A 25,246-nucleotide genomic window follows, 5' to 3' on the forward strand; every position below is an offset into this window, starting at 1 on the left:
TGCGGGCCTTCCGGCCCGCTCCCCGTACCGAGGGGTCGTCAGTGGTCACCCAGGCCGGAACCGGACTCGCGCGCATCGCCGTCGTCGCCCCCAACCGACGACTGGATCTCGCCCTGCCCGAGCATCTGCCGCTCGTCGGCCTGCTCCCCGCCGTGCTGCGCCAGGCCGACGAGGATCCGTCGGACGGCACCAGCCACGGCGGTTGGATGCTGCGGCGCAGCGACGGCAGCGCCGTCGACCTCGCCCGTACGCTCGCGGCGCAGAGCGTCCGCGACGGCGAGACGCTGCACCTGGTGCCGCGGCGTACGGACTGGCCGGAGCTGGCGTACGACGACCTGATGGAGGCGGTCGCCGACGGTGCCCGACGGCGTGGCGTGGCCTGGAGTCCGTTCGCCACCCGGCTGACCGGCCTGGTCGTGGCCGGGGTGCTGCTGCTGCTCGGCCTGGTCGTGATCGTCACCTCCGCCGAGCCCGGTTGGCTCGGCGGGGCGGTCGCCCTCGGGACAGCGGGATTGCTGCTGGTCTGCGGGATCGTGCTGTCCCGGGCGATGGCCGACTCCCTCGCCGGCGCGGTGGTTGCCGCCGCCGGTCTGCCCTACGCCTTCGTCGGCGGAGTGCTGGTCATCGGCAGCGGGGAGTCGGTGTGGGCGCTGGGCGCCCCGCACGTGCTGCTCGGTTCCGCTGTGCTGCTGCTCTCCGGCCTGCTCGGTCTGCTCGGCGTGGGCGACGCGACACGGGTCTTCGTTGCTGCCGTCTTCGTCGGGTTCTGGGGCATGGTGGGCGGGCTTCTCGCCCTCGGCGAGATGGACGCCGCGCAGGGCACCGCGATCGTGGTCAGCGCGGTGACCCTGTTGCTGCCGGCGATGCCGCTGCTCTCCGTGCGGCTCGGGAAGATGCCGATGCCGGCGATGCCGCGTACCACCGAGGATCTGTTGCGCGACGAGCCGCAACCGAAGCGCACCGTGGTCTACCAGGCCACCGCCCGCGCCGACGAGGTGTTCACCGGCATGGTCTTCGGCGCTTCCGTGGTAACCATCGGCTGCCTGGTCGTGCTCACCGCGACCGGCACGCTCTCCGCGCTGCTGCTCGCCGGGGTCGTCTCGCTGGGCTACCTGCTGCGTGCCCGGCTGGTCGCGACGGTCCGGCACCGGGTTCCGCTGATCGCCGTCGGCCTGGCCGGCCTTGGCCTGCTGCCGCTGATCGGTGCGGCGGACGAGTCCACCGCGACGCGGGTGCTGGCGGTGCTGCCGGTGGCCCTGGTCGCCGCCGCAGCGTCGGCCGCCGCCGGGCTCACCTACAGCCGCCGCTCCCCGTCCCCCCGACTCGCCCGGCTCGGCGACATGCTCGACATCCTTCTCCAACTCGCCGTGGTGCCGGTGGCGTGCAGCGTGCTCGGCCTCTACGCGTTCATGCGGGCAATCAACGGCTGACCGGCCGCCTCACCAGTCGCGGTCACTGGCTTCCGACAGGTCGCCGCCGCGGATCAGCTCGACGATGGCGGAGTCGACGTCGGGGCCGACGAAGAAGTCGGCGGCCCAGTGCAGCATGAAGACCCGCCCCTGCGCGTCGATGACCAGTTCGGAGGGCCCGTCCTCGTTGTTGCCGAGCGGGTAGACCGGATTGTCGTACTCCTCGGCGAAGGCCCGGGCAGCCTCGGTCACCACGCCGCCCTCAGTGGGGTGGATGTAGCTGGTGAAGCCACCTCCCAGCTCACCGCCGTGGCCGAACTGCGGCAGTCGCAGGCCGCCGAATTCGACCATCGCCGCCCGGGCGACCGGCGGGCAGTCGAGCCCGGCCAGCTCGTCGGCGAAGCGGACGATCCACAGGTCGACCGAGGCGGTTCGATCGCGGCCCGGAAACCAGCCGGCCTTGTCCAACACCTGCCGCACGTCGGGGGGGAATCGTCCCACGGCAGCGCGGTGCTGCGCGTACTGCTCGGCGATCAGCTGCCAGGGCAGTGATGGCCACTGGGACACCTCGCCGGTTTTCCGGTCGATGACCGCCCGGGGGTATCCGGTCGAAGGAGGTGGAACGGGTGGCCCGTCGGTGGGCGGTGGGGCGGGGATGACGCGCCAGGCCACGTAGCCGAGGTCGAACTCGCGCAGGTCCACCTCCGGTGCGGGTTCTGGCCTGCCGGCGCCGGCCCACTGACGCGCGATGGTCAGGGCCTCGTCGCGACTGATCATCGAAGGACTCCTCGGTCTGCCGTCGGCGGTTTGTCCGGCCGACGCCGGGTGCGGGCACCGGGCGGTTCGACGCCGTGCCTATGGTAGGCACCGCGGTCCGCCAATCGTGACCGTGCCGGCGTACGCCAGGGGGAGGGTGCCATGCCGTCGCGGCGGGACCAGGTCCAGTCGTACCAGTTCTTTGTGCAACGGATGACCTCGGCGCTGGTGGCGCGGGTGCCCGACCCGGAGGCGGCGCCGTTCCGTCGGCTCGGTGGCGCAGGCTTCGCCAGCGTGATGGTGGCGGTGCTCTGCCTGGCCGCGGTGGGTGTGTACGGCCTGCTGCGCCCGGGTGGTGCCACCATGTGGAAGAAAGGCGGTGCCGTCATCGTGGAGAAGGAGACCGGCACCCGGTACCTGTACCGGGAGGGTCGCCTGCATCCGGTGCTCAACTACTCCTCCGCACTGCTGGCAATGGAGTCGTCCGCACCGACGGTCTCGGTCTCCCGCAACTCGCTGGTCGGCATCTCCCGCGGCCCACGCATCGGTATCCCGTTCGCACCGGAGGCGCTGCCGCCGGCCGAGCGGATCCTGGACGGGCCGTGGACCCTGTGCACGCAGCCGGCCCGGGACGCCGCAGGTGGATTCGTCGCCACCACAGTGCTCACCGTCGGACTGGCCCCCGACGGCGGGCGGGACCCGGGGGACGTCGCGCTACTGGTCCGCGACCGCGAGACCAGCCGGCTGCATCTGGTCTGGCGGGACCACCGGTACGAGATCCGGGACGAGGAGACGGTGCTGACGGGCCTCACCATGGGCGCGGAGCCGGTGGTGGAGGTAGGCGGTGCGTGGCTGAACGCGCTGCCCGCCGGTGAAGCGATCGTCGCCCGTCGGGTGACCGGCCGGGGCGCACTGTCCACGGCGCTTCCCAACGCCCGGATCGGCCAGGTTTTCTTGGTGGAGAGCCAGAACCGCAGTCGCCAGTACTACCTCGCCGAGCGGAGGCGGCTTGTCCCGATCACTCCAGTGCAGGCGGACGTGCTCCTGGCCGACAGGGCGACGGAGACGGCGTACCCGGGTGGGGCGAAGCCGAAGCCGATCGCACTCGCCGCCGGTGATGCCGCCGCCGCGCCAAAGGCGGCAGCGCCGGACCAGGGACGTTTCCGCGCACCGGAGCAGCGGCCGGAGATCGCCCGGCTGGTCGGCAACCAGCCGGCCATCTGTGCCGCCTACCAGCCGGGCGAGGACGAGCCGACGGTGCTGCTCGACGCACGGGTCCAGCCGGTCCGGGAGCCGGTGCGTACCGGTGAGCAGACCGGTGACGGGGTGCCGTTGGCCGACCGGGTCGTCATCGAACCCGGCTTCGGGGTCCTGGTCGACGCCGTCTCTTCACCCGACCAGGAGAACGGCACGCTCAACCTGGTCACCGACCTGGGACACCGCTATCCGCTGGCCTCCGAGGCGGTGCCGGCGATGCTCGGCTACGCGGAGGTGGAGCCGGTGCGACTGCCCGCCAGCCTGGTGGTCCGGTTGCCCGCCGGCCCCGCCCTCGATCCGGCGACTGCGAAACTCGCCCTCGACCCGGAGTGACGTGACCAGCCACAATGGAAGTGTGGGCCGAGCGGTGGTCTAGCGAAGGCAGGACATCACCCGTTACCGTGCGTGTGATGAAGGTGCGTGAGCGCCGACTGAGAGTGGCCGCCTCCGGCGAAGCGGGGCGATCGAACGAGGACGGGGGTGACTTCCGCCATGTCGATGAACACCGACACCGGCTTGATGCTGAAGACCGAGGGTGACGTCGATGCCGTCGCCGACCGGCTCACCGGCAACCTGAACCAGCTGATGGACCAGCTCGCACCGCTGTACGACCAGTGGAAGGGCGCTGGCGCGGGCTCCTTCCACCAGGTCCGTGACCGGTTCGACCAGGACATGGCCCGGCTCAACGTCGCGCTGCGGGCGATCGCCGAGGCGGTCGGCTCGGCCGGTAAGGACTACGACGTCAGCGACGAGGAGATCCGGTCCGACATGGACAGCGCGGGCGCGACCGCCGGCCAGATCACCGCGGCGCTGAAGCTCTGACGGGGGGGACTCGAAATGGAGATTCGCTACAATTTCGCCGGCCTGAACGCGGCGGCGGACAGCTGCGGTGGTGCCGTCAAGAATCTCACCGGCGAGCTCGACGGACTCAAGTCCGGCATTGCTCCGCTGCTGGCGACCTGGGACGGCGAGGCGCGCGAGGCGTACTTCCGCCGGCAGGCCGACTGGGAGTCCGCGGCCAACGATCTGCGCGACCTGCTCGGCCGTATCGAGCGGGCGCTTCGCGAGTCGGCCGCCAAGATGCAGGCCCGCGAGGCCGCGAACCGCGCCAAGTTCGGCGACTGACTCTTTACCTGACGACGATGGCCCGGCAGGTTGCCGGGCCATCGTCGTCACCGCAGGCTGCCGGGCCGTGCGCACCTCAGTCGGAAGCGACCTGCGGTCCCGGTGGCTGCCGATGTCGCCGTCAGCCGCGTCGCATCGAGTTCGGTACCCGGAAGAAGGCCGCCTCCGGCTCGTCGAGCTCAGGACCGGGAGGCGGTGGTGCCGACGGGCGGGTGGGTCGCCACCGGGTCCGGCGGCCCCGGGGCAGCAGCGCCGCCAACACCGCCACGCCGACGGCGACCATGGCCAGCGTCAGACCGATCCAGAGCCCGAGCCGGGCGAAGACCTCCCACCGCTGCGCGCGAGCCTGCGCCACCGCATCGTGCGGCACCTCGGGCAGCGGCGGCTGTGCCACCGGTGTCTCGCTGGTCAGTCGCTCGGTGACCGCCCGGTACGGGTTGAGCACTCCGCTGCCGTAGCCGCGTGAGGCGTCCCCACGGGCCGGATCCGCGGTCGCCAGCAGCCGCCGGGTGACCTGCGCGGCGGACAGAGCTGGCTCAGCCGAGCGGATCAGCGCCGCGGTCGCGCTCACCATCGGGGTGGCGAAGCTGGTTCCGTCCCAGGTCTGGTGTCCGGCCAGTCGGGTGGCGGCGACCACCGCTGCGCCCGGCGCGACGATGTCCACGTAGGACCCGATCTGGGACTGCCGGAGCCGAGCGCCGTGCTGGTCGATCGCGCCGACCCCGATCACGTCATCGTAGGCGGCCGGGTAGGGCACCGGGTCAGGGCGGACGCCGTCCTGGTGCTCGTTGCCCGCCGCGGCGACCAGCAACACGTCCTTCTCGGCGGCGTACCTGACGGCATCCCGTACGTCCTGGTCCGGGTGGTAGAGGGTCACCGACATGTTGATAACGTCGGCGCCGTCGTCGACCGCACGCCGGATCGCCTGCGCGAAGACCGGACCGGTGACGGCATCCCCGTCGGCGCTCTGGGCGTCGTTGGCGTTGCGCTCGCTGACCCGGATCGGCACGATCGTCACGTCGGGCGCCAGTCCGTGGAAGCCCACTGCGTCCTGTCGGCGTGCGGCGATGATGCTGGCCACCGCAGTGCCGTGGGAGACGCAGTCCACGTCGCCGCCAGGCGTGCCGCTCAGCGCGTCGAAGCCGACGGCCACCCGCCCGGCCAACTGGGGGTGGCTGCTGTCCGTGCCGGAGTCGATGACGGCGACCCGCACTCCCGCGCCGGTGCTCAACGGCCAGACCCGTTGCGGCGCGAGCCACCGCTGGTGCCAGGGGGTCTCGGTGTTGACCTGCCCGGGATCGCTCGGATTCTGACAAATCGCAGGTGCGGCCTGGGCAGGATGCGCTGCGGGAATCGACATCGCCGTGGCCAACATCGCTCCCACCAGGGCGAACGTTGTCATCGGGTGATCCCGGACCATGCCTGCTGACCTCCCTGCCGACCGTGTCGGTGCATCGTATCTGCGGGCGACCGTAGACCGAGGGCGCCGATGTCGCATCTGTTCAGTATGGTCGGAGGCGGTCACGTCCGGCGTGGGTCGAAGGTGGACGCGTGTAGCCAGGACCGGTGAAAGACGAGGACCGGCAAGGCGCGCGAGGACCGGCCCAAGGCGCGCGAGGACCGGCAAGGCACGGGGAGGACACGCCATGGACGTACAGGCGCTGCGCGCCCGTGCCGACGAGCTGATGGCCCAGTTCGAGCGGATGCGTTCGGGCGTGGGCGATCTTCAACAGCAGCTCAGGGCGGTGGCGGCCACAGCCACGTCCGAGGACGGTCTGGTGACCGTCACGGTGGGGCCGCGGGGACAGGTGACGAAGGTCGAGTTCGACCCGCGGATATACCGCCGTCCGAACTCGAAAGAACTCTCCGCCACCGTCACGGAGACGATCCGGCTAGCGACCGAGAAGGCCATGGCAGAGGTCGAGAAGCTGGTCCGCCCGTTCGTACCCGACAGCCAGTTTCAAGCGTACATCGACCATGATCTGGATGGCATCTTCCGTCAGTTGGACAGCGACCTACCTGGGGAGGACAAGCGATGACCGAGCTGCGGGAGACCTTCGTCGAGCCGGATGAAGCCCTGGAGGGGGCCAACCACCTCGGCTCCGCCGGTGCCCGTCTGGCCATGACCTGGCGGAACCTCGCCGGAACCATCGAGACGCTGAACGAGGGCCGCCCGTGGGGCGACGACGAGCCGGGCAACGAGTTCAACAAGAGCTACCTCGGCGGTGCGGACCAGCCCGCAGACAAGGTCCTCAAGCTGACCGCAGACCTCGTGCCACTGGTGGAGGTGCTGGGACCGACGGTCAAGGGTGCGGTTGAGGGCACTGTCGACGTCGACGACATGGTCGAGACGCTGTTCGGCGGCGACGACAAGTAGTCGTCCACCGGCTGCGGGCCGCGATCAGACAAAGGGGCACACGGGGTGGCGGTACCCAATCCCAGGGACTCGTTCGGCGAGTACGCCTGGGTCTGGGATGCCATCTGCTGGGTGAGCGCGGGCGAGGCGTGGCCCAGCGGCGACGAGGACCGGATGCGCGACCTCGCCGGTGCGTGGCAGGCGTTGTCCGATGCGGTCGGCGACACGTTGGGCCAGGCAGACCCGGCGGTCATGAAGATCTTGCAGAGCTGGGGAGGCGGGGCCGGCGAGGAGTTCGGCCGTCTATGGAACCAGATAGGCGTCGACCCGAACACCGGCCTACCACTGATCCAGGAGATCGCCTCGGCGTATGCGGTCGGCTGTGACCAGGCGGCGCTGGAGATCGAGTACGCCAAGCTCACCGTGATGATCGCAGTCGTCATCACCGTGATCGCGGTCTTCGTCGCGCTGCTGATGGCGTGGCTGGGCGGCGTGTCGGCGGGCGCCATCCCGGGCATCCTGGCGACCGGCCGGCAGGCGGTGACGGTGGCCTTCCGGCGACTGATCGCTCAGATGGGGCGGCAACTGCTCACCCGGGCCGGGATGAGTGCGGCGCTGCGGCTGGCCGGCACCAGACTTGGGCAGATAGCCGCCAGCCAGGGGTTTCGGCAGGGCCTCAACCGCCTGGGCTTCGAGCTGCTGGAGGAGATCGGCGAGGAGCTGATCATCGACGTGGGCGCCCAGGCATACCAGATGAACAGCGGCGAGCGGCGGGAGTGGGACGGCAGGCGGACGCTCACCGCGGGCGTGGGCGGTGCCTATGGTGCGGTGCTCGGTACCGGGATGAGCTGGGCCGGCCGGCGCGCCGCGCCCCGGATGCCGTTCTCGTTCAGTCCGTCCCGGTTGACCTTCCCGGGCAGCGGCCTGGTCCGTTGGGGCAGCACCAGCCTCGCCTCCGGCGCGAGAAACGCGGTCGTCTCGCCAGCGGCGAGCGTTTTCGCCAACGCCAGCGTCAACCAGCAGTGGGCCTTGCCCGGCGGGGACGCCTTCCTGGGTGGCTTCGCCAGTGGCGCGGGCCGCACCGGAGCCACCCTCGCCGGCGGCGCGACCGGCAACCTGGCCGGGCGGGGCAGCAAATTGGCCCTCGGCGCGATGGGAATCTCGCTCACTCCCGGCGCGGGTCTCGGCGCGGGCGCAGTCGACTCGTCCCTCGGTGTCGGAGGCACGAAGGGCCTCGGGGACCTCGGCGGTGCCGCCGGCTCGGATGCCACACCTACCGCCGGCTCGGGTGGCGGTGCCACGGCTGGTGGCGGTGCCGATCCGACGTCCGGTGCCGGCTCGGCCACCTCAGTTGGTGGCAGCGGCTCGACGCCGGACGTCGGCGGAGGGAGCGCCGGCGAATCCGGATCGGACGGTGTCGGCAGTTCCAGCGCGGCCGGTGGCACGTCGGGTGCCGGGAGCACCGACACCGGCGGTGGTGCGACCAGGAACGGCACCGGCATCGTGCCGGACAGCGGGGCAGGCTCGATCAACCTCGCGCCGCCAACTTCTGACGCGGCGGTCGCGGTAGCGGTTGACGGTGTCGCCGCGAATAGCGAGGCCGCCACGGCAGACGGCGGCGCGTCGCGCGGCGACGGCACGAGCGGAGCCCCGTCCGGTGTCTCCGCCGGTGGCGCGGCCTCGACTTCGGGCGGCGTGTCGACCGACGGCACCACCACGGGAGGTGGAGTCAGCCAAACCCCCACCCGAGAATTCGCCGCCACCGCCCCGGTCGGCGTGCCCGGCGAGCCGGTAGCCGTGGACGCGCCGTCGACGGTGCTGCCCGTGGCGCCGGTGGCCGCGTCGCCGACAGCTCCGGTCGTGGGTGTGCCGCCGGGCACCGTCGCCGCTTCCGGGCCGACCGCCCCGGCCAGCCCCACCCTTCCGGCGGCCGGCTCGCCTGCGGCGACCGGTCCACCGGTCGGGACCGCCCCCAACGCGCCGGCATCAACCACGGCTGGCACGCAGTCCACCACCGGCAACACCGCCACGCAACCGACACCTGGTCGTATCACGCCGCTCGCGCCGGCCGTCAGTACCGTTGCGCCGAACTCGGCCGGTTCGGTCTCGCTGACCCCAGCTGCCGGTCCTACCTCGCACAGTCCGGTCCAGCCCGGCGCTCCCGCCCAGCAGGTCGGGGCCACGCAGCAACCGGGGGCTCTGGCACAACAGAGTTCTCCGGCACAGCCGGCCGGCACCCCGGCACCCGGCGTGCCGGAGTCGCGTAAGCCGGTCGATCCGGCCGTCCCGACCGTCCCGGCGCAGACGGAGGGCGTCGAGTCGGCGACCGCTGGCCCCGACGCCACACCCGGCACTCCCGCCGGTGACCTGGATTCGAACCTGGCTCGGACGGATCCGGCTCAGTGGACCGGTACCGACGGACCGGTCGTCGTTCCGGTGCCAGGTAGTACCGGAACCCTGCATGGCGCTCCCGACACGCCCAACGTCCAGGGTGGTCCGGTCGACCCGGCGACCCTCAGGCGGTCGGACGGGCCGACGGGGCGCGGTACGTACAGCTGGAACCTGGATGCGACGTCGGTCGATGGAGACCCCGCCGGTCCGGACGCCGAACGCGCCCTGATCGAGGCGTCGCGGACGTTGGCGGAGACCGTACGGACGGCGGTCAAGGCCACCACGGTCTCCAAGGGCAAGCGCCCCGGCATGGCTGGCGCGTTGTTGATGCCCAACGGCGAGATCACGACGCACACCAGCATGACCGAGGACAAGGGCACCAAGCCGCCCACCCAACCCGCCAGGCATCAGCTCGCTGAGAAGGCGCTGGACGGCACGGCCCAAGCGCTGGGCCAGGGCCGTGGTAAAGGGCACGGCAAGTGCGCCGAGGTTGCCTTGGTCTCCGACCAGCTCCACCGGCTCGAGCGGCAGTGGCGTGAGGCTGGTGAGCCTGGCAACTTCGAGCGGTACGCCCGCACTGCCCTCGAAGGATCGAAGGTCGTCACCCATCAAGTGGCTCCGGCAGTCTCCAACAAGGTCGCCTACGACCTCGGGCACTACCGGAAGCCGTGCAATTCCTGTGCGCACTTTCTCGCACAGTTCGACGTCAAGCCGATCGAAGATCCGGAGCGGGACGTCGATGTCTACCAGCCGCCCGTACCCGGCGTGGTGGGCAACAGCCCACCGTTGAGCGAGAACCGGCCGCTCGGGCGGCCGGACGGCCTCGTGCCGCCGGACCCGGCCGACCAAGGCGCACTCGACGCGGCCGTACCGCAGGACAAGGACACCGGCCGTCCACTCACCCATCCCGATCCACGTGTCGGTCGGTGGGCGGATTTGATCAACGACGGTGGGCCGACCGTAGCGGGTCGGGACAGCAACTGTGCCGACGTCGGTCTCTCCGTCCTGTCGACCTGGTTCGGCCGGCCTGAGGTGGCGGCACCGGCGGCACCGTCGACGACAGTGGAGGTGGGTAGCACCGCTCGGCAGGAGCAGGCGCTCCGGGCCAGCTTCGCCCACCAGGGCTCCGGCACCACCGGGTTGGACGCCCTCACCGACGCACTCCGATCGACCGGTCCTGGCTCGGCAGCGCTGATCGTGATCAGCTGGGCTGGCGAGCCCGGCGCACACACCCTGAACGCGGTCAACCACGGCGGCACGATCGTTTGGTTCGATGGCCAGAACCAGCTCATCTCCGACACCGGCCCGCTGCACTCGGCGCGGGCGGGTGACGTCTGGGCGATCGTGCTGGACGCCGAAGGCGACCCGGTCCGACCCGCCGCACCGGAGGCCACCAGGCTGGCCCCACCGCCCGCCTCGACCGCGGACACACCGGCGGCCACGCCACCGGGTGGGCAGGGGCAGGACGCCGGTCCGACCGGCCGGCCCGGCACGGACGCAGTTGGGCCAGGGAGTCTTCATCATCGACCAGAGTGGCGTGGTGACGGCCCATCCCAGTCCGAGGGACCGAGTGACGCCGACGCGTCGACGCCGGAGGGCGACCCTACCGAGAGCCGCTACCTGGACGGGCTCCCGGACACCGACCAGGCCACCCTGCTCGAGGCGTTGGCCGAGGCCCGGCTGGACGCCGACCAGATCCGCGCCGACCTGAGGAACGCTAACGCGCAGGTGGCTGCGCGGCTCGGCCTGACCGGTGCGGACGCGCTGAACATGCTCGGTGAGCAGCACCGGGTCAAGGGCGCGGAGTCGCTGGCCCGCAAGTTCCGCACCGAGATGGAACCGCTCGGCTACGACATGGCATCGGCACTGGACGTCGTCAACGACGTCGTGCGGTTCTCGGTGCGTGGGCCGGAGTCCGAGGCGTACGGGCCGGCGGTGGACTCGATCCTCTCGTCGCTGGAGGTCCAGGGGTACCAGGTCACGGACCTGAAGAACTTCTGGCATCCCGGGAACCGGTTCTTCGGGCTGAACGTCACGCTGACCTCGCCGACCGGACGTACCTTCGAGCTGCAGTTCCCGACCGCCACCAGCTACGCCATCGGCGGCCAGACCCACGTGCCGTACGAGGTGATGCGCGACCCGGCGCAGCCCGCCGCCGCCCGCGTGCACGCACTTCTCGACATCCTCGCCATCAACAAGGCCAACGGTATCGCCGCGAGCATGCCGGGTGGCCTGGACACCACCCGGTTCCCGCCGCCGAAGGACACCAGCTTCGCCAAGTGGATGGCTTCGCCCGGGCAGGCGAACATGCGTCAGGCGTACCTCGACTCGCTCGCCGAGCAGGGCCGAACGTTCGCCGATGTGCTGGCCGCGCGAGGATTGACGGCGTCCGACCTGCCCGGTCTGGACCTTGACCTGATGGGGGGCGTGCATGGCGCAGCTGAGGTTCGGCTACTTCCTCCTGCGGAGACCGGACGAGCCGACCGGCCCGCCGGTCAACCTGATCGCGCAGGCCGTCAGCAGCGGGCCGACCCAGGCGGTGATCTGGGACCGGCCGGAGCAGGCGTGGACGTTCCGCCCGGACGTGGCGGCGGCGATCCTCTGGGCGAACCCGGAACGCCACGAGACCGAGGAGGTCGACCGGGCCACGGCGGAGCGCCAGGCAGCGCGTTTCACGACGGTACCGGTGCCGACCGAGGCCGAGCTGACGGAGATCTGCCGCAGGTCGACCTGGCCGCCGACGTCCGAGGAGCGGTCGCGCGGGCCGGTGACCTGAGCGATCCGGGCCCGAGTGCACCGGTGGCGATCGGAGCCGGTCCGACTTCGGTGCCGGGTGACACCGACCACGGGTTGCCGCAGACCCGCCGGCTCGGTCCGGGTGAACTGGCACCGTTGGAGGATCCGAGTTACCAGTGGGACGTCGAGCAGAGCCTGCGGACGTCCCAGGGGTACGCGCTGTTCGCCGACCCGTCCACGCATCCGTACGGTCGGTTGGTCAACGATGGGGGGCCGGCACAGTCGGGTCGTGGCAACAACTGTCTGGACAGTTCACTGTCGGCGTTGTCCAGCTTCTACGGCGACCCCCGGGTGTCCTTCCCGCGCTGGGCCGATGTCCGGCCGGACGGCTCGATCGAGACCGTCACGGGTGAGTCGGGCGGGTTGGACCGCGCGAAGGCATGGCTCGGTGCCGACTGGTCCGGTGGCCACACCGTGCTGCCCGCGACGCCGGCCGAGCACGCGGCGGCAGTGGCCGAGCAGTACGCGCAGCTTCATCAGCGTGTCGCAGAGGCAGGTCCGGGCTCGGCGGCGCTCGTCGTGGCCGAATGGGTCAGGACGGATCCCCGCACCGGCGAACTGGTTCTCGATGGTGGGTACGTCCAGGTTCAGGACTCACACGCCATCGTCCTGGTCTATCCGCAGGGTGCCGACGGTCCGGTCTGGTGGGATCCACTGCGGGGACTGACGTGGCCGCAACCGCCGGCCGCGTACGTACAGCACACCTATGCACTGTGGTCGATGGTGCCCGCAGTGGAAGGGGTTCCGAATGACGGAGGACGAGGCGCTGATGTTGATCAGGCGCCTGCTGGGCACGGCGAACGAGATCGAGCTGCATCCGTTCGAGTTCGGGTGGTTGGCGAAGGAACAGCTGTCGTCGCAGGAACGGGCGGCGGACAGACACCTGGGCCACGGGAGTTACGTCATCGACCGGACGGGAGTGATAACCGCGCAGATGAGTCTGCCGGTACCACTGCTGATCACGGAGTACACGCAGGCCCGCAGGGAGGGTCGGATGACGGGTCGGCAGGTCTGGCCGACGGCGGAACCGACAGCCTGACCGACACCAACCCCCAACTCTCGCTGCCGGAGAGCCGGCGGATCGGTCCGGGCGAGCTGGCGCCCCTGGAAGACTCCGTCCACCAGGATGATCTTGCGGTGAGCCTGGCCACCCCGGACGGGTACGCGGTCTTCGCCGACCCGTCGACGCACCCGTACGGGCAGCTGGTCAACGACGGCGGGCCGGACCAGCCGGGCCGGGGCAACAACTGTCTTGACTGCTCGCTGGCCGCGCTGGCCAGCTTCCACGGCGATCCTCAGGTGTCGGTGCCGCGCTGGGCGGATCGCCTCGACGACGGCTCGATCGACCGCGTCTCCGGTGAGCGGGGTGGCCTGGATCGGGCCGAGACGTGGATCGGCGGAGCGTGGACTGGCGGGTCCGACAACCTGCCGCCTGAACTGTCTGCCCGCACGGGCGCGGTAGCCCGACAGTACGCCGAGATCTACCAGCGGGTGGCGGATGCCGGTCCGGGGGCGTCCGCCCTGGTGGTGGCCGACTGGCTGTTCCTCGACGACGCCGGGCACGTCGTCCTCGACGAGACCGGCCGACCCGAGGTCGACGGTTCGCACGCCTTCGTGGTCGTCTTCCCGGCCGACGCTGACACGCCGTTGTGGTGGGATCCGCAGACCGGGACGACGTCACCGGACATGCCGGACGCCGACGTGCGGGAAACCCATGCCCTCTGGGCGATGATGATGCCTGACCGGGAGGGGCGAGTTGACCGAGGACGAGGCGCTGACGTTGATCAGCCGGCTGCTGGGTACCGCGAATCCGATCGTTCTCCGGCAGTTCGAGTTCGGTTGGCTGGCCCGGGAGAGACTCTCGGAGCAGGAACGGGCCTCGGGGATGCACGTGGGCCAGGGGAGCTACATCATCGACCGGTCCGGAGTGATCACGGCGCACTCCAGCCTGCCGCCCCGGCGCGTGATGGAGGAGTACGCGCAGGCACGCCGCGAGGGCCGGACCAAGGGCCGGCAGGTGTGGCCCGAGGCGGAACCGACGGCCTGACCGACCTCGACGGTCCGCCGGGGCCACCGGGTGGCCGCGACTCCACGGGCCACGCCGACGGGCCTGACCTGCGGCAGGCCGCCGCCGGGACGACCTTCGGTGGCGCACTTCTCGACGTCGATCCCGCTCGTGCCGCGCAAGCAGTAGAGGCCGCGCTGACCGGCGGCCCGCTGCCCGACGGAGCGCACGTCGACCCGGCCGCCGGCACCGTCACCCTGGACACCCTCAACGGCCCGTACGAGATCCGCATCGAGCTGACCGACCCTCCGACCGACACGCCACTCGTACCCGTCGCCACCATCCACTACCCGGTCGACGGTGCCGTGGTGCAGGTGTCGACCGGGGCGCACCCGGATCACGTCCGACGCGCGGTGGCGGCCGCGCTCGCCGAGGTGGACACGATCGCCCAGGAGCGGGCCGCCGGGCTGCGCATCGACGCCACCATGGCGCTCACCGAGGGCGCTCGGCCGGAGGGCAGCGGTGTCCGGGTACTCACCGCACGGGACGTGGGCCACCTCGCCGAACTGCGGGTCGTGCTCGCCGACATCTCTGCCGCGTCTGATCCGGCCCGGGCCGGCCAACTGCGGGCCGAGGCGTTGAGCCTGCTCGTCTCCTCCGGCCTGCTGGAACAGGCGCCTGCCCATCCCGTACACGGACACAGGCGTAGCGGCAACGAGCCGGTGGTCGGTCCGTCGGCGGCCCAAGCCCGCCTCGACCTGATCCGTGACCAGTTGGGGACCCTTGCCCCGGAGGTCGCGAGCCTGATCGGGATTGGCCGTGGCGACGGGCAACAGCTCGTCGCGGACCTCAGAGCGGCACAGTCGGCTGTGCGTGCCGAGGCGCGGGCCTGGGCGCGGCAGGCTACCGCCCTGCGCAACGAGGCCGATCTTGCCCTGACCGCCAGAGTGGAATCTGCCCTGGACGCGGCACCCGATCACGTCTTCGGCCGGTTGGTGCTCGGTGGCGGCTGGGCCGCCACCGCCAACTTCGTCACCATGGGCGTCGCAGCCGACACCGGGACCGGCCTGCCGCCGGTGCTCTGCGTCTCCCTGGGACACGACCCGTGGGCCGAGCGGCAGACACTGCTGATGGGGCAGATCCCTTCGGAGCTGGAACTTCCCGGACTGCCCTTCCAGCCGGCCGACCTGGCCGAGGAGGGCACCCAGTTCACCCCGTCCGACGTCTTCGCCGAGGCCGTCGGCGCGGCCCGGGCATTCAGCGGGATGCCCACCTACCAGGGCCTGGCGACCTTCGTCACGCCTCGCCCGGTCGACGCCGTGGGCTGGCCCGACGGCGCCAACTATCGGGTCACCATCGGTGGGCGGGAGGTCTTCACCGCATCGGTCGACATCGCGACCGGTCCGGGCCCCTCTCGGGTACCGAGTGTGTCGGCAACCGCCAACGGCAGGTACGTCGACCCGACCTCCGGCTTCCGCGTGGACCGCTCCGGCACGGTGCCGGTGTTCCGAGACCTGGCCGGCGCCGCCGTCGACCCGGACAGCCTGTCGCCGGCCGTACGAGCCGTCCTCGGCGGTCTGGGTACGAACCCCTCGGACCTGCCGCTGCTCACCGACCTCAGTGGCCGTCCGACGGATCCGCTGGTGGTCGACCCGGGCACCGGGTACGTCGTCGACACCGTGACCGGGCAGGTCCACGACGCCGCAGGGGGTCCGGTGGATCCACGGACCCTGCCCGAGGAGGTGGCCGCCCGCCTCGGGCATGCCCCGGACGGCTCGTTCGCCGATCCCCGACGGACCGCGCCGCCGGTCGACTTCGGTGGACAGAACCTGGCCGACACCTACCATCCGGGCGACCGGGTGCTGGTCTACGGCGCGGGCCCGTCCGGGGCGTGGGACATCGAGCAGGCCGCAGCATCACGGGCGGGGCGTATCGACTGGTCGGCCCAGCCCAGGCCCCTACCGCCGGACCGGGTGACGGGCGACCCGTTGGTCGACGCGCAGAGGCAACTGGAGCACAGCTTCAGCGGCGGTGACAACCGGCGCAACAACCTGCCCGGCCTTGGCGCGTACTCCGACGCCGCCCAGGCGCGGGTGGCGGACATGTCCTTGCGCACCGTCGTCGGCATCCGGCACACCACCGACGGTGCATATCTCGTCGAGTTCGGCGACGGCACCGAACAGGTCTACGACCGGGTGGTGCTGTCCATCGGGCAGGAGCCACGACTTCCCGGTGGCGTGCACAACCTGCTCACCGAGGTGGAGCTGTCGGCGCTTGTGGGACCGTCCACCCGGACGAAGAACCCTGTCCCGGACCTGCTGGGGCTGCGGGACAGCAGTGGCCAGCTCAGGGTCCTCGGCGGTGCCAGCGTGGCCGGGGCGCTCCTGGCCGAGGTCGACGAGACTGTTGCGGATGCGAGCCTACGTCAGGCAGCAGCACTGCCGGACGACTCGCGGGGCATCCCGCCCAGCATCCGTTTCCACGCCCAGCGAATCGCCGAGGCCAACCGTGGCACCCCGCCCGTGCCGTCGCCCGGCGGCGGCTCCGCACCGCTGGACTCGCCGTCAGACCTCATCCCAGAGGGCGGTGCTGTACAACCTCAAGCCCCACCGGAGGTCGAGCCAGGGCAGCGGGCCGTACCGGGCCACCAGTTCCTTGCCGAGCGGGGGCAACTCGACCTCGGTGGGGCTTCCGTCGATGTCCTGCCCGTAGCCCTGGGCGGTGACCTCGACGGGGTTGCGCCGGAGATCGACGAAGCGCAGGGTGGGAAGGTTCCGGCTGGCGGCGAGCGCCTCGGCACCGGCCTGGCCGATACCGCAACGCGCCAGGCCCAGCCAGCGCAGCCGGCGCAGGTGCGGGGAGCCGACCAGCGCGGCGAGCCCCTCGTCGCCGATCGGGTTCCCACGCAGGTCGAGGGCGACCAGACGGTCGAGGTAGGCGACCTGGGCGACCTGCGGCATCAGTCCGGCGGCCTCGACCAGGACCAGATGGCGGACGGGATGGTTGGCCCAGACTTCGTGTCCGTGGTCGACGAAGGTACGGGCCGTCATGGTGACCGACTCGACCAGGCCGTCGCGGATTCTCCAGTCGGCCAGCAGGTGGGAGACCGGGTTGGCGAGTCGCGGGTGGATCCGCCGGTGCAGGATCAGCAATTCCCGGGTGCCATCGGCACCGGCCAGATCGCGGCGGATCAGCTCGGCGCGGTCGGGGTCGGTGGCCTCGATGGCGTCGGCGTAGCGCCGCCTCAGATCGAGGTCGTCGGGGTCGGCGAGGATGGCGGCGTAGAGGTCGGCGGGCGTGGCCATGACGCCAGCGTATCGACGGACGGCTCGATCACCGCCGGTGCCGTTCCGGGCTCTGCCTTCCACGGTCTGGGTCGACCGGTCGCCGACCCGGCGGCGGTGCTGGACCTGGCCCGGGTCGCGCTACCGCAGGTCGCCTCGTACGCCCAGGTGGACGCGGTGGTGCCGGTCGGTCCGGACCTGTTCGAGATCCGCACAGCCGGGCAGCACCCGCTGAGCGTGCGGCTGACCACCGGCCCGTTGACCGAGGGCATGGTGGCCCGGTCGACCCGTGCGCCCGACGGGACCTTCACCGTCACCGTCTCGGACCGGGCGGCCGACCCGGTGGTGGCGCGGGCGCTCGCACACGAGGTCGCCGAGCTCGTGGCCCTGCACGAATCCGGTCGGGCGCTGGTCGGCCCGCTGGACCCGGCAAACGTGTCGGGCCCGATCGACCCGGCCGGTCTCACCGCTCATGACCAGGGACGGATGGCGGAGTTCCGGCTGCTCGTCGCCGGCTACGCCGAGGCCGACCCGGCCACCCGGTTGTCCGTACGCGGCGAAGTCGACGGCCTCGCCGGTCACCTCGGCCTACGGGTCGGCGACCCGGATGTGCGGGCCCGGTGGGCGCTGCTTCCGCAGGACGTGCTCGCCAACCTGATGCAGCTCAGCGTGCCGTCGGTCACGTCCGACGCGGTCTCCAGGGTGCTGGCGGGCGCGGCGACCCTCACCGAGGTCGAGCGGGTCAGGATGATCGACTACCGGGCTCGGCTGGCGCCGGACTTTGAGGTGCCAGCTCAGGCCGGCCTGGACGCCCGGCTGCGGGAACTGGCCACGACGGCCGAGCACGAGCAGGCCGGTATGCCGCGGATGCCCGCCTTCGCCGGGCAGATCGTCGCCCTACCTGCCAAGCATCTCGACCGGATCCGGGCGGTGGACCCGCAGTTGGCCGACCGGCTGGCCGTCGAGGGAGTCTACGTCGACCTGACCGGCCGCTACGATCTGCGCCCGTACATGGTGGCTTCGGTCCCGGCGATCGATCTCGGCGCGGCCCGGCCGGTGTTCGACCGGAGCACCGAGGACGGGCGGCGGGCCCAACTACACGAGGACCGGCAGCGGGCCCGGGCAGCGCTGCGCGGACTGCCCGGCGGCCAGGCGGCAACCCTGCTCGCCGGCCACGACTTCCACTACCAGGGGACGGCCCGGTGGATGGGGCTGGTGCCGGACGTCCTGACCGAGGCGCTGCGCGGCATCACTCCCGCACCTGTTCCCACCGCCGCCACGGCGCAGACAGCCGCGACCGGCGACCCGCTCGGAAGCGTCAGGATCACCGCAGATCGGGTGACTCTGCCGCCGGACAGCCCGAAGCAGCCTGGTCCGGTCTACAGGCCGGCGCTGGACGCCCGGACCGGACAACCGCCGCCGCTGTTCGACGGTCCTCCGAAGCGGACGGACGTGCAGCAGGGGGCGCTGGGTGACTGCGGCATGATCGCCGTGATCGGGTCGGTCGCCGGTCACCTGCCGGACGCCATCGCGCGGATGTTCCACCCGAACCCGGACGGCTCGGTGGATGTGGTGCTGCACGAGACCAGCGGGCCCGGAAATGCGATCACCCCGACCGGACGCCAGCTGCGGGTGGCCGTCTGGCCCGATGTGCCGTTGCACCCGAACTCGGACGGACGCAGCGCCTACGCCGACCAGTCGACGGTCGGTGCGGCCTGGACGTCGCTGCTGGAGAAGGCAATCGCGGCGATCGACCGCACCTGGACCCAGCAGCGCCACGACCAGTGGCAGCAGCAGTGGACCGCGCGCCCTGGCACTGATGCCGCGCAGGCCGCCCCGCTCGGCTACGCCCGGCTGGACAACGGCAGTAGCCGCCTGGTGCAGGCGGAGCTACTCAGCCAGCTCACCGGGCTGCCGACCGGGGTGAGTCAGCTCGACCCGACGTCGGGACAGGAGGCCGACACCGAGACACGACTGGCGATGCTGCTGGCCGCCGGCAGTCCGCTGGTCACCGGTACCCGACCGGCCGACGCGTACTTGTCCCACCCAGGCGGCAAGCCGCCGTACGGGCTGGTCGCCGGGCACGCGTACGAAATCGTGTCGGTGGTGGACGGCGAGGTACAGGTACGCAACCCGTGGAACTCGCAGCACCCGTCGCGGATGCCGGTGCGCGCCTTCCTCGACCTGATGAGCCCCTGGTACGCGCACGTCGAGTTGGCGCGCAGCACCGTGCCGGCGCTGCCGGGCTCCGACTTCCACGGTCACGGTAGGCCGGCGGCGGATGCCCCGGCGGTGGTCGACCGGGTCCGGACGGTCCTGCCCACCCTGGCCGAGCCGATCGGCGCGGACCAGGTCGTCGCCGTCGGGCCCGACGTCTTCGAGGTTGGCTCGACCGGACTCCGGTCACTGCGTCTCCAGGTCACCGCCGCTGCCCTCGCCGAGGGCGTCGTGGCGCACACCACGCGAAACCTCGACGGCACCTTCACCCTCACCGTCTCCGACCGCGCCTCGGACGCGGTGGTCGACCGCGCGGTGGCCCACGAGACCGCCGAACTGCTGGCCCGGCACGAGACCGGTGGGGCTCAGGTGGGGCTCTTCGACCAGGGCCTCGCCGAGGGCCCGATCGACCCGGCCGGCCTTTCCGCCCGGGACCGGGGACGTCTGGCCGAGCTACGCCTGATGGCCGCCGAATACCCGCAGGCCGATGCCACCACCCGACTGGCCCTGCGCGCCGAGATCGACACGCTGGTCGACCGGCTGGGCCTGCGCTGGGGTACGCCGGAGGTCGCTGCCCGCCTCGCGGTCCTGCCCGCCGAAGTGTGGACCCAGGTGATGCGGCTGAGCCTGCCGGTGATCACACCAGACGCGGTGTCCGGAGTGTTGGCCTACAACCCCAACCTGACGATGGTCGAGCGGTTCCGGGCGATCGACTACCGAACCCGGCTCGCTCCCGACTTCCAGCCACCACCCGCCGCCGGGTTGGACGCGAAGCTGCGCGCGTTGGCTGTGCACGGGGAGCAGAGCCAGTCCTCGCTACCTCGCATGCCCGCCCTGGCCGGGCAGCTCATCGGCCTGCCACCTGCCCTGCTGGACCCGATCCGCCAAGTCGACCCACAGCTGGCCGACCGGATCACCGCCGAGGGCATCTACGTCGACTTGACCGGCCGTTTCGACTTGCGTCCGTACACCCTCGACGGCGCACCCGAGTTCACCCTGGACATGTCGGCGTCCGCGTACGACCTGAACACCGAGTCCGGCCGCAGGGCGTTACTGGTGGAGGACCGAGCGCGGATCGAGGCCGCCTTCAACGTCGAGTACGGGTCGAATCCCGCCGCCGTGGCCGTACTCACCACGCACGGCTTCCACTACCTGTCCGACGCGCGGCGGATGGGGCTGGTGTCGACGGCGCTCACGGAGGCGCTGCGGGCGATGATGCCGCCCGAGCCGGACGTCGATGTCGAGGTCAACCCGACCGTGACCACCAGCGAGGTCACGGTCGTCGCCGACCGGGTGACCCTGCCCGATCCGAACCCCAAACGGCCAGTCGAGTACGGTCGCTCCCTGCTTCCGTCGACGGGTCAGCCGGCGCCGCTCCTCGACGGTCCGCCACGGCGGACGCAGGTGCAGCAGGGCGTGCTGGGCGACTGCGGAATGCTGGCCACGATGGCGGCCCTCGCCGGGCATCGGCCGGAGCGCATCCCCCAGCTGTTCCAGCCGCAACCGGACGGCACGGTGGACGTCCTGCTGCACGAGACTGTGGTGCGCGGAGACGGGTCCACGCCGACGGGTCGGCGGATCCGGATCAACGTGCGGCCCGACGTCCCGGTGCACGCCGGCAGCGCATGGGCCGCGTATGCCGACCGGTCGGAGGTTGGAGTCGGGTGGGCATCGGTGTTGGAAAAGGCGCTCGCTGCGGTCGACCGGATTTGGACCGGCGCGCGGCACGAGCAGTGGCAGCGCGAGTGGCGGGGGTGGCACAGCAAGGACGACCCGCACCGTGCCGCGCCGACCGGCTACGCGCGGCTCAATGTCGGCAGTACTCCACTTATGCAGGCCGAGTTACTGACTCAGTTGACCGGCCTGCCGGCCCGGCGGACGTTGCTCGATGTCACGCCGGGGCTGGAGGCGCAGGTCGAGCGTCATCTGGCGGCCCTGCTCGACGCCGGCAGCCCGATCACCATCGCGACGTGGCCGAGGGACATGTTTGCCGGGCGTACCGGCTTGCCGTACGGACTCAAGGATGAGCACGTCTACGAGATCGTCGCAGTGCAGGACGGCCAGGTGCAGCTGCGAAATCCCTGGAACAGGGAGCATCCACGATTGATGCCGGTGCGTGCGATTCTCGACCTGATGCAGCCCTGGTGCGCGCACCTGGATCAGGCACCGGCCGCCGCTCCGCCGGGGCCGTCGGTCGGTGGCGGTTCCGCAGCGATCGCCCATTCGCTCATTCCGTCGCCTCGGCTGTCCGCCGAGCAGGGCGTCAACCGCGCTGTCCCAAGCCCCGGCTTCGGGCTGGTCGGACAGCCCGACACGTCGGCACAGCCGGGGTCATCGCCGCGCACTCTCGGTCACGTTCGTGTTGACGACGAGCCGTTCGCCGTCAGCTACTTCGCCCTGCTCGCCACCGACGGTAGCGTGATCGGCCTGATGGTGTCGGAGGTCGGCGGCCGAGGACGTTCCCTGCACTGGACCGCCGGCGGCGTGGTGTCAGGGCGGGCGACGCCGGTGCCGGTCGACCGCGCGGAGGCCGAACGAATCGCCTGTGATGTGCTCGGTTTCCTACTTCCCGCCGAACCGGCGCTGTACGACATGCTGGACACCTGATCGTGTGCCCGAGGGAACTGGGAGATAACCGTTGCGCTCGTTCACTCCTGTAACCGCAGTTCGGAACAACACGACGACGAGCGTCGGGCCGGCCCGGTTCGGGGTGCGCCGGGTCGAGGTCGGGCCGCCGGTGCGGGCCGAGATCATCGTGATGCCCTTCCGGAGCGAGGAGAGTTCTGCCCACGAGGTCGCGCTCGGCGAGACCTTTCCGGTGGGCGAGGAAGTCTGGCGTTTCGCCGACCTCGACATGTCCAGCCTGAACGACTGGGAGGTCACCGTCCGTCGGGTGGACGAGGACGAGGTGATGGAGCCACCCACCGGGCGGCTGTGGAAACGGGCGCGGCTGCTGCCCTACGGCGAGCTGGACGAGACCGGGCTCCAGTCGTTGGAGGCCGCACTCGGGGTGCCGCTGCCGCGTGGGTACCGCATCTGGTTGGGTCGGAACAACGGGGCCAAGCCGGAGGTTGCGCACCACGTCCCCGGCGTTCCGTTCGCGTTGCTTCCGTCGGGTCCGTTGTTCGGCCTGCACCCGGAATACCCCCCGTTCGATCTGGTGCACGCTCAGCGTCAACACCGGGACCCTTGGCTCTCGCAGGACTGGTTGGTCATCGCGGAACCGGCTGGCGGCCTGTTGGTCGTCTCGGCCAAGTCGGGTGATGAGAGTGTCTACTTCGTGCACGAGTTCGACCTGGTCGGCCCGCCTGGTCCGGCTGCCTCGGCCGCCCGAGAACGGAAGCTGAAGTCGGTGGCCTGGTCGATGCCCGAGTTCGTCGGTCGGTTGACCCCGATGGAACTGGATCATCTTCCACCGGTACAGATCCACCCGTCTGGGACCTTCACGGACCCCCGCAGCTCCGAGAGCGGGCAGCCATGAGCAGGGAGCGGGTGGGCGTGGTGCCGCTGCCGGTGGCAACAACTGGCAGGAGGTAGCGCCGTTGCGTTCGTTCACTGCCGTTGCGTCGATTCCCAACAACGTGCCTGTCGACGTGGGTCAGGCCCGTCTTGGGGTCCGGTGGGTCGACGTCGGGCCTCCGGTCCGCGCCGAGTTGATCGTCATGCCGCATCGAAGCGAGGAGTCTTCACATTACGAGGTGCTGCTCGGTGAGACCTTCCCGGTGGGCGAGGAGACCTGGCGCTTCGCGGATCTCGACATGGTCGGTGTCGACGAGTGGGAGGTGACGGTCCGTCGGTCGGACGAGCGCGAAATGATGGAGCCGCCTACCGGCAACCTCTGGAAGCCGGCCCGGCTGCGCCCCTACGGGCATCTCGACGAGGCGCGGGTTCAGTCGGTCGAAGCCGCGCTCGGGGTCCGGCTGCCGCCGAGCTACCGGGACTGGCTGCGGCGGAACAACGGCGCACAGCCCGAGGTGGAGCACCACATTCCCGGCGTGCCGTTCATCCTGATGCCAGAACGCCCCCTGTTCGGAGTGCATCCCGAGCACCCGCCGTTCGATCTCGTGCAGGCCCAACAGGTACATCGAGATCCTTGGCTGTCGTCAGCCTGGCTGGTGATCGCGAATCCTTCGGGCGGCCTCCTGGTCATCTCGACGCGGTCGAGTGACGGGAACATCTACTTCGCGCACGAGTCCGACCTGGTCGGCCCGCCCGGTCCGCACGCTTCGGCGGCCCGGGAACGCAAGCTGCGCGGGGTGGCTCGATCGATGGGATACCTGCTGGGCCGGTTGACCCCGACGGATCGAGATCGCCTTCCTCCGGCGCAGATCCTGCCGCCCGGCACCCTCACCGAAATGCCCCGCGACGAAGACGGGCCGAGGTGAACCTCATCGGGCCGCCGGGACCTCAGGCGCTCAGCCGAGCCGCGAGATCAGGTCGGCGTAGGCGTCGCGGATGGCGGCCAACCGGTCCCGCCGGAACCGTCCGGGCTCGCGTCGGTGCAGCTGTCGCCCGCGGTCGCTGACGAGGGCTTCACCGGGGACGGTCAATCCACCGGTCGGGATGAACTTGCCCACCTCGTCGAGCGCGGCCACCGCTCGGCTGAGCGCTGCGCGTGCCCGTCGCGTGGCATCGCCGGACGCGGGCTGTGCGGGCACCTGACCCGCGTACGCGTCGGAGACCAGCAGCCACTCACCCGGGTCGAGCAGTTGCGATGGTTCGTCGCCGCCGTAGCGGAAGTCGCTGCCGGCGGTCGTGACGGTGGGCGGTAGCCGGAAGATGAAGCTTCGTTCCCGTCCACATCCCGTGCAGTTGCCGGTGTAGCGGCTGGCCAGGTCTCCGTCGGCCAGGGCGACGACCGCACTCTGCCGAGGAAACCCGGCCTCCCCACAGGAGCAGGGGTGCAGGTCCATGTAGAGGTGGGCCTCCGCGTTGGTGCGGCTCAGCAGCGGGGTCATGCCGCCACCGTACCGATCGGACGCTTACGACACCGCCCTGCTGGTGCCGCTGGTCTGGGTGCACGCACTGCTGATCGTGGCGCGGTTGGTGATAGGCACGGCCGTGGGGCTGCTCGGTGTGCGTGGTTGGCGGGCGTCTCGAGGCGGTACGCGCGGAGCCAGCCTCGACTCGGCTTCCCGCCTCCTGGTGACACGTCCGTGTGGACGCATGAACGAGCTGTGACCGCCGACCGGGGTGTGACGGGCGCCGCTCCCTGCGGATTTGACGATCAATCAGGCGGAGGCGTAACTTTCTCTCTGCCAGCGCGGAACGGGCAAAGAGGGTGAAAGCCCCGACAGCCCGGAAAGTGAAGGCGCCGGGTTCACAAGGTTCTTCCGATGTGGACGCGGCTGGGAGGTGCTCGACCGAGCCGCCCCAGGGGCGGATTTGGTCGAGCGAAACCGACCAGGTAAGGTTTGCGACCGGCAGGGCACCGGGCGAGCTTGCGGGCAACCGCAGCGGCCGGCCTGCTGAATCCGATGATCGAGCAAGGCGGGCAACCGCCGCGTTGGTTGTCGGTGCCGAACCGCCTGAAGCGTAACGGACCGGGACACACGGTTTGACACGCCGCAGATGGTAAGGTAACGTAGTAAAAGTGCCCGCTGCGAGGTGGGTGTGGTGTGGCCCCGGAGGGTTGCCTGCTTGGGTGGGT

12 protein-coding genes and 2 pseudogenes are annotated in these 25,246 nt (G+C 71.1%); 10 read left to right on the top strand and 4 right to left on the bottom strand.

Annotation, left to right across the window (positions count from 1 at the left end):
• Nucleotides 1-41: 41 nt before the first annotated feature.
• Nucleotides 42-1,430 (top strand): type VII secretion integral membrane protein EccD, encoded by a 1,389-nt coding sequence (gene eccD / locus ACFHWY_RS22355; protein WP_416582198.1) that lies wholly within the window; start codon nucleotides 42-44, stop codon nucleotides 1,428-1,430.
• Between the two features lie 9 nt (nucleotides 1,431-1,439).
• Here the strand turns inward: eccD and ACFHWY_RS22360 are convergent, their stop codons facing one another.
• A complete protein-coding gene (locus tag ACFHWY_RS22360) occupies nucleotides 1,440-2,186 on the bottom strand; it encodes an SUKH-3 domain-containing protein (protein WP_416582199.1) in 747 nt (248 codons plus the stop codon).
• 141 nt (nucleotides 2,187-2,327) lie between these two features.
• Between ACFHWY_RS22360 and eccB the strand changes: the two genes are divergently transcribed.
• The 3 genes from eccB to ACFHWY_RS22375 all read left to right on the top strand — a co-directional run bounded on the left by eccB (nucleotide 2,328) and on the right by ACFHWY_RS22375 (nucleotide 4,547).
• Complete coding sequence (eccB, locus tag ACFHWY_RS22365) at nucleotides 2,328-3,755, top strand: type VII secretion protein EccB (protein ID WP_416582200.1); 1,428 nt, start codon at nucleotides 2,328-2,330, stop codon at nucleotides 3,753-3,755.
• A gap of 159 nt (nucleotides 3,756-3,914) precedes the next feature.
• Nucleotides 3,915-4,244, top strand: a complete 330-nt coding sequence (locus ACFHWY_RS22370; protein ID WP_416582209.1) for a WXG100 family type VII secretion target — start codon at nucleotides 3,915-3,917, stop codon at nucleotides 4,242-4,244.
• Nucleotides 4,245-4,259: 15 nt separating this feature from the next.
• Complete coding sequence (locus ACFHWY_RS22375) at nucleotides 4,260-4,547, top strand: WXG100 family type VII secretion target (RefSeq protein ID WP_416582201.1); 288 nt, start codon at nucleotides 4,260-4,262, stop codon at nucleotides 4,545-4,547.
• 121 nt (nucleotides 4,548-4,668) lie between these two features.
• Here the strand turns inward: ACFHWY_RS22375 and mycP are convergent, their stop codons facing one another.
• Nucleotides 4,669-5,949 (bottom strand): type VII secretion-associated serine protease mycosin, encoded by a 1,281-nt coding sequence (mycP, locus tag ACFHWY_RS22380; protein ID WP_416582202.1) that lies wholly within the window; start codon nucleotides 5,947-5,949, stop codon nucleotides 4,669-4,671.
• 244 nt (nucleotides 5,950-6,193) lie between these two features.
• Here mycP and ACFHWY_RS22385 point away from each other — a divergent pair, with 244 nt between their 5' ends.
• From ACFHWY_RS22385 to ACFHWY_RS22395, 3 genes and pseudogenes are all read left to right on the top strand, one after another.
• Entirely contained in the window at nucleotides 6,194-6,586 is a 393-nt protein-coding gene (locus ACFHWY_RS22385; RefSeq protein WP_416582203.1) for a YbaB/EbfC family nucleoid-associated protein, read from the top strand.
• On the top strand, nucleotides 6,583-6,924 hold the full coding sequence (locus ACFHWY_RS22390; RefSeq protein ID WP_416582204.1) for a hypothetical protein: 342 nt from the start codon (nucleotides 6,583-6,585) through the stop codon (nucleotides 6,922-6,924). The genes ACFHWY_RS22385 and ACFHWY_RS22390 overlap by 4 nt, the downstream gene beginning before the upstream one ends.
• Before the next feature lie 1,131 nt (nucleotides 6,925-8,055).
• A pseudogene (locus tag ACFHWY_RS22395) lies at nucleotides 8,056-13,749 on the top strand (toxin glutamine deamidase domain-containing protein); the annotation flags it as partial.
• A 2,910-nt stretch (nucleotides 13,750-16,659) separates the two neighbouring features.
• On the opposite strand, the gene ACFHWY_RS22400 reads toward ACFHWY_RS22395, so the two are convergent.
• On the bottom strand, nucleotides 16,660-17,400 hold the full coding sequence (locus ACFHWY_RS22400) for a hypothetical protein (RefSeq protein WP_416582210.1): 741 nt from the start codon (nucleotides 17,398-17,400) through the stop codon (nucleotides 16,660-16,662).
• A gap of 1,413 nt (nucleotides 17,401-18,813) precedes the next feature.
• Here ACFHWY_RS22400 and ACFHWY_RS22405 point away from each other — a divergent pair.
• The 3 genes and pseudogenes from ACFHWY_RS22405 to ACFHWY_RS22415 all read left to right on the top strand — a co-directional run.
• Nucleotides 18,814-22,203, top strand: a pseudogene (locus ACFHWY_RS22405) (C2 family cysteine protease); the annotation flags it as partial.
• Nucleotides 22,204-22,234: 31 nt separating this feature from the next.
• Nucleotides 22,235-23,077, top strand: a complete 843-nt coding sequence (locus ACFHWY_RS22410) for a DUF6406 domain-containing protein (protein WP_416582205.1) — start codon at nucleotides 22,235-22,237, stop codon at nucleotides 23,075-23,077.
• A 61-nt stretch (nucleotides 23,078-23,138) separates the two neighbouring features.
• On the top strand, nucleotides 23,139-23,981 hold the full coding sequence (locus tag ACFHWY_RS22415) for a DUF6406 domain-containing protein (RefSeq protein WP_416582206.1): 843 nt from the start codon (nucleotides 23,139-23,141) through the stop codon (nucleotides 23,979-23,981).
• Nucleotides 23,982-24,011: 30 nt separating this feature from the next.
• Here the strand turns inward: ACFHWY_RS22415 and ACFHWY_RS22420 are convergent, their stop codons facing one another.
• The gene (locus ACFHWY_RS22420) at nucleotides 24,012-24,554 is read right to left on the bottom strand and encodes a hypothetical protein (protein ID WP_416582207.1); all 543 of its coding nucleotides are present in this window, start codon (nucleotides 24,552-24,554) and stop codon (nucleotides 24,012-24,014) included.
• Nucleotides 24,555-25,246 lie beyond the last annotated feature (692 nt).

It is taken from the genome of Micromonospora sp. LOL_024 (genome assembly GCF_048060415.1).
Classification (GTDB): Bacteria; Actinomycetota; Actinomycetes; order Mycobacteriales; family Micromonosporaceae; genus Micromonospora.

Coding starts and splice junctions, on each gene's coding strand:
- ACFHWY_RS22370 (WP_416582209.1), top strand. CDS start 3,915: ATGTCGATGAACACCGACACCGGCTTGATGCTGAAGACCGAGGGTGAC.
- ACFHWY_RS22360 (WP_416582199.1), bottom strand. CDS start 2,186: ATGATCAGTCGCGACGAGGCCCTGACCATCGCGCGTCAGTGGGCCGGC.
- ACFHWY_RS22385 (WP_416582203.1), top strand. CDS start 6,194: ATGGACGTACAGGCGCTGCGCGCCCGTGCCGACGAGCTGATGGCCCAG.
- eccB (WP_416582200.1), top strand. CDS start 2,328: ATGCCGTCGCGGCGGGACCAGGTCCAGTCGTACCAGTTCTTTGTGCAA.
- ACFHWY_RS22390 (WP_416582204.1), top strand. CDS start 6,583: ATGACCGAGCTGCGGGAGACCTTCGTCGAGCCGGATGAAGCCCTGGAG.
- ACFHWY_RS22375 (WP_416582201.1), top strand. CDS start 4,260: ATGGAGATTCGCTACAATTTCGCCGGCCTGAACGCGGCGGCGGACAGC.
- ACFHWY_RS22420 (WP_416582207.1), bottom strand. CDS start 24,554: ATGACCCCGCTGCTGAGCCGCACCAACGCGGAGGCCCACCTCTACATG.
- ACFHWY_RS22400 (WP_416582210.1), bottom strand. CDS start 17,400: ATGGCCACGCCCGCCGACCTCTACGCCGCCATCCTCGCCGACCCCGAC.
- mycP (WP_416582202.1), bottom strand. CDS start 5,949: ATGACAACGTTCGCCCTGGTGGGAGCGATGTTGGCCACGGCGATGTCG.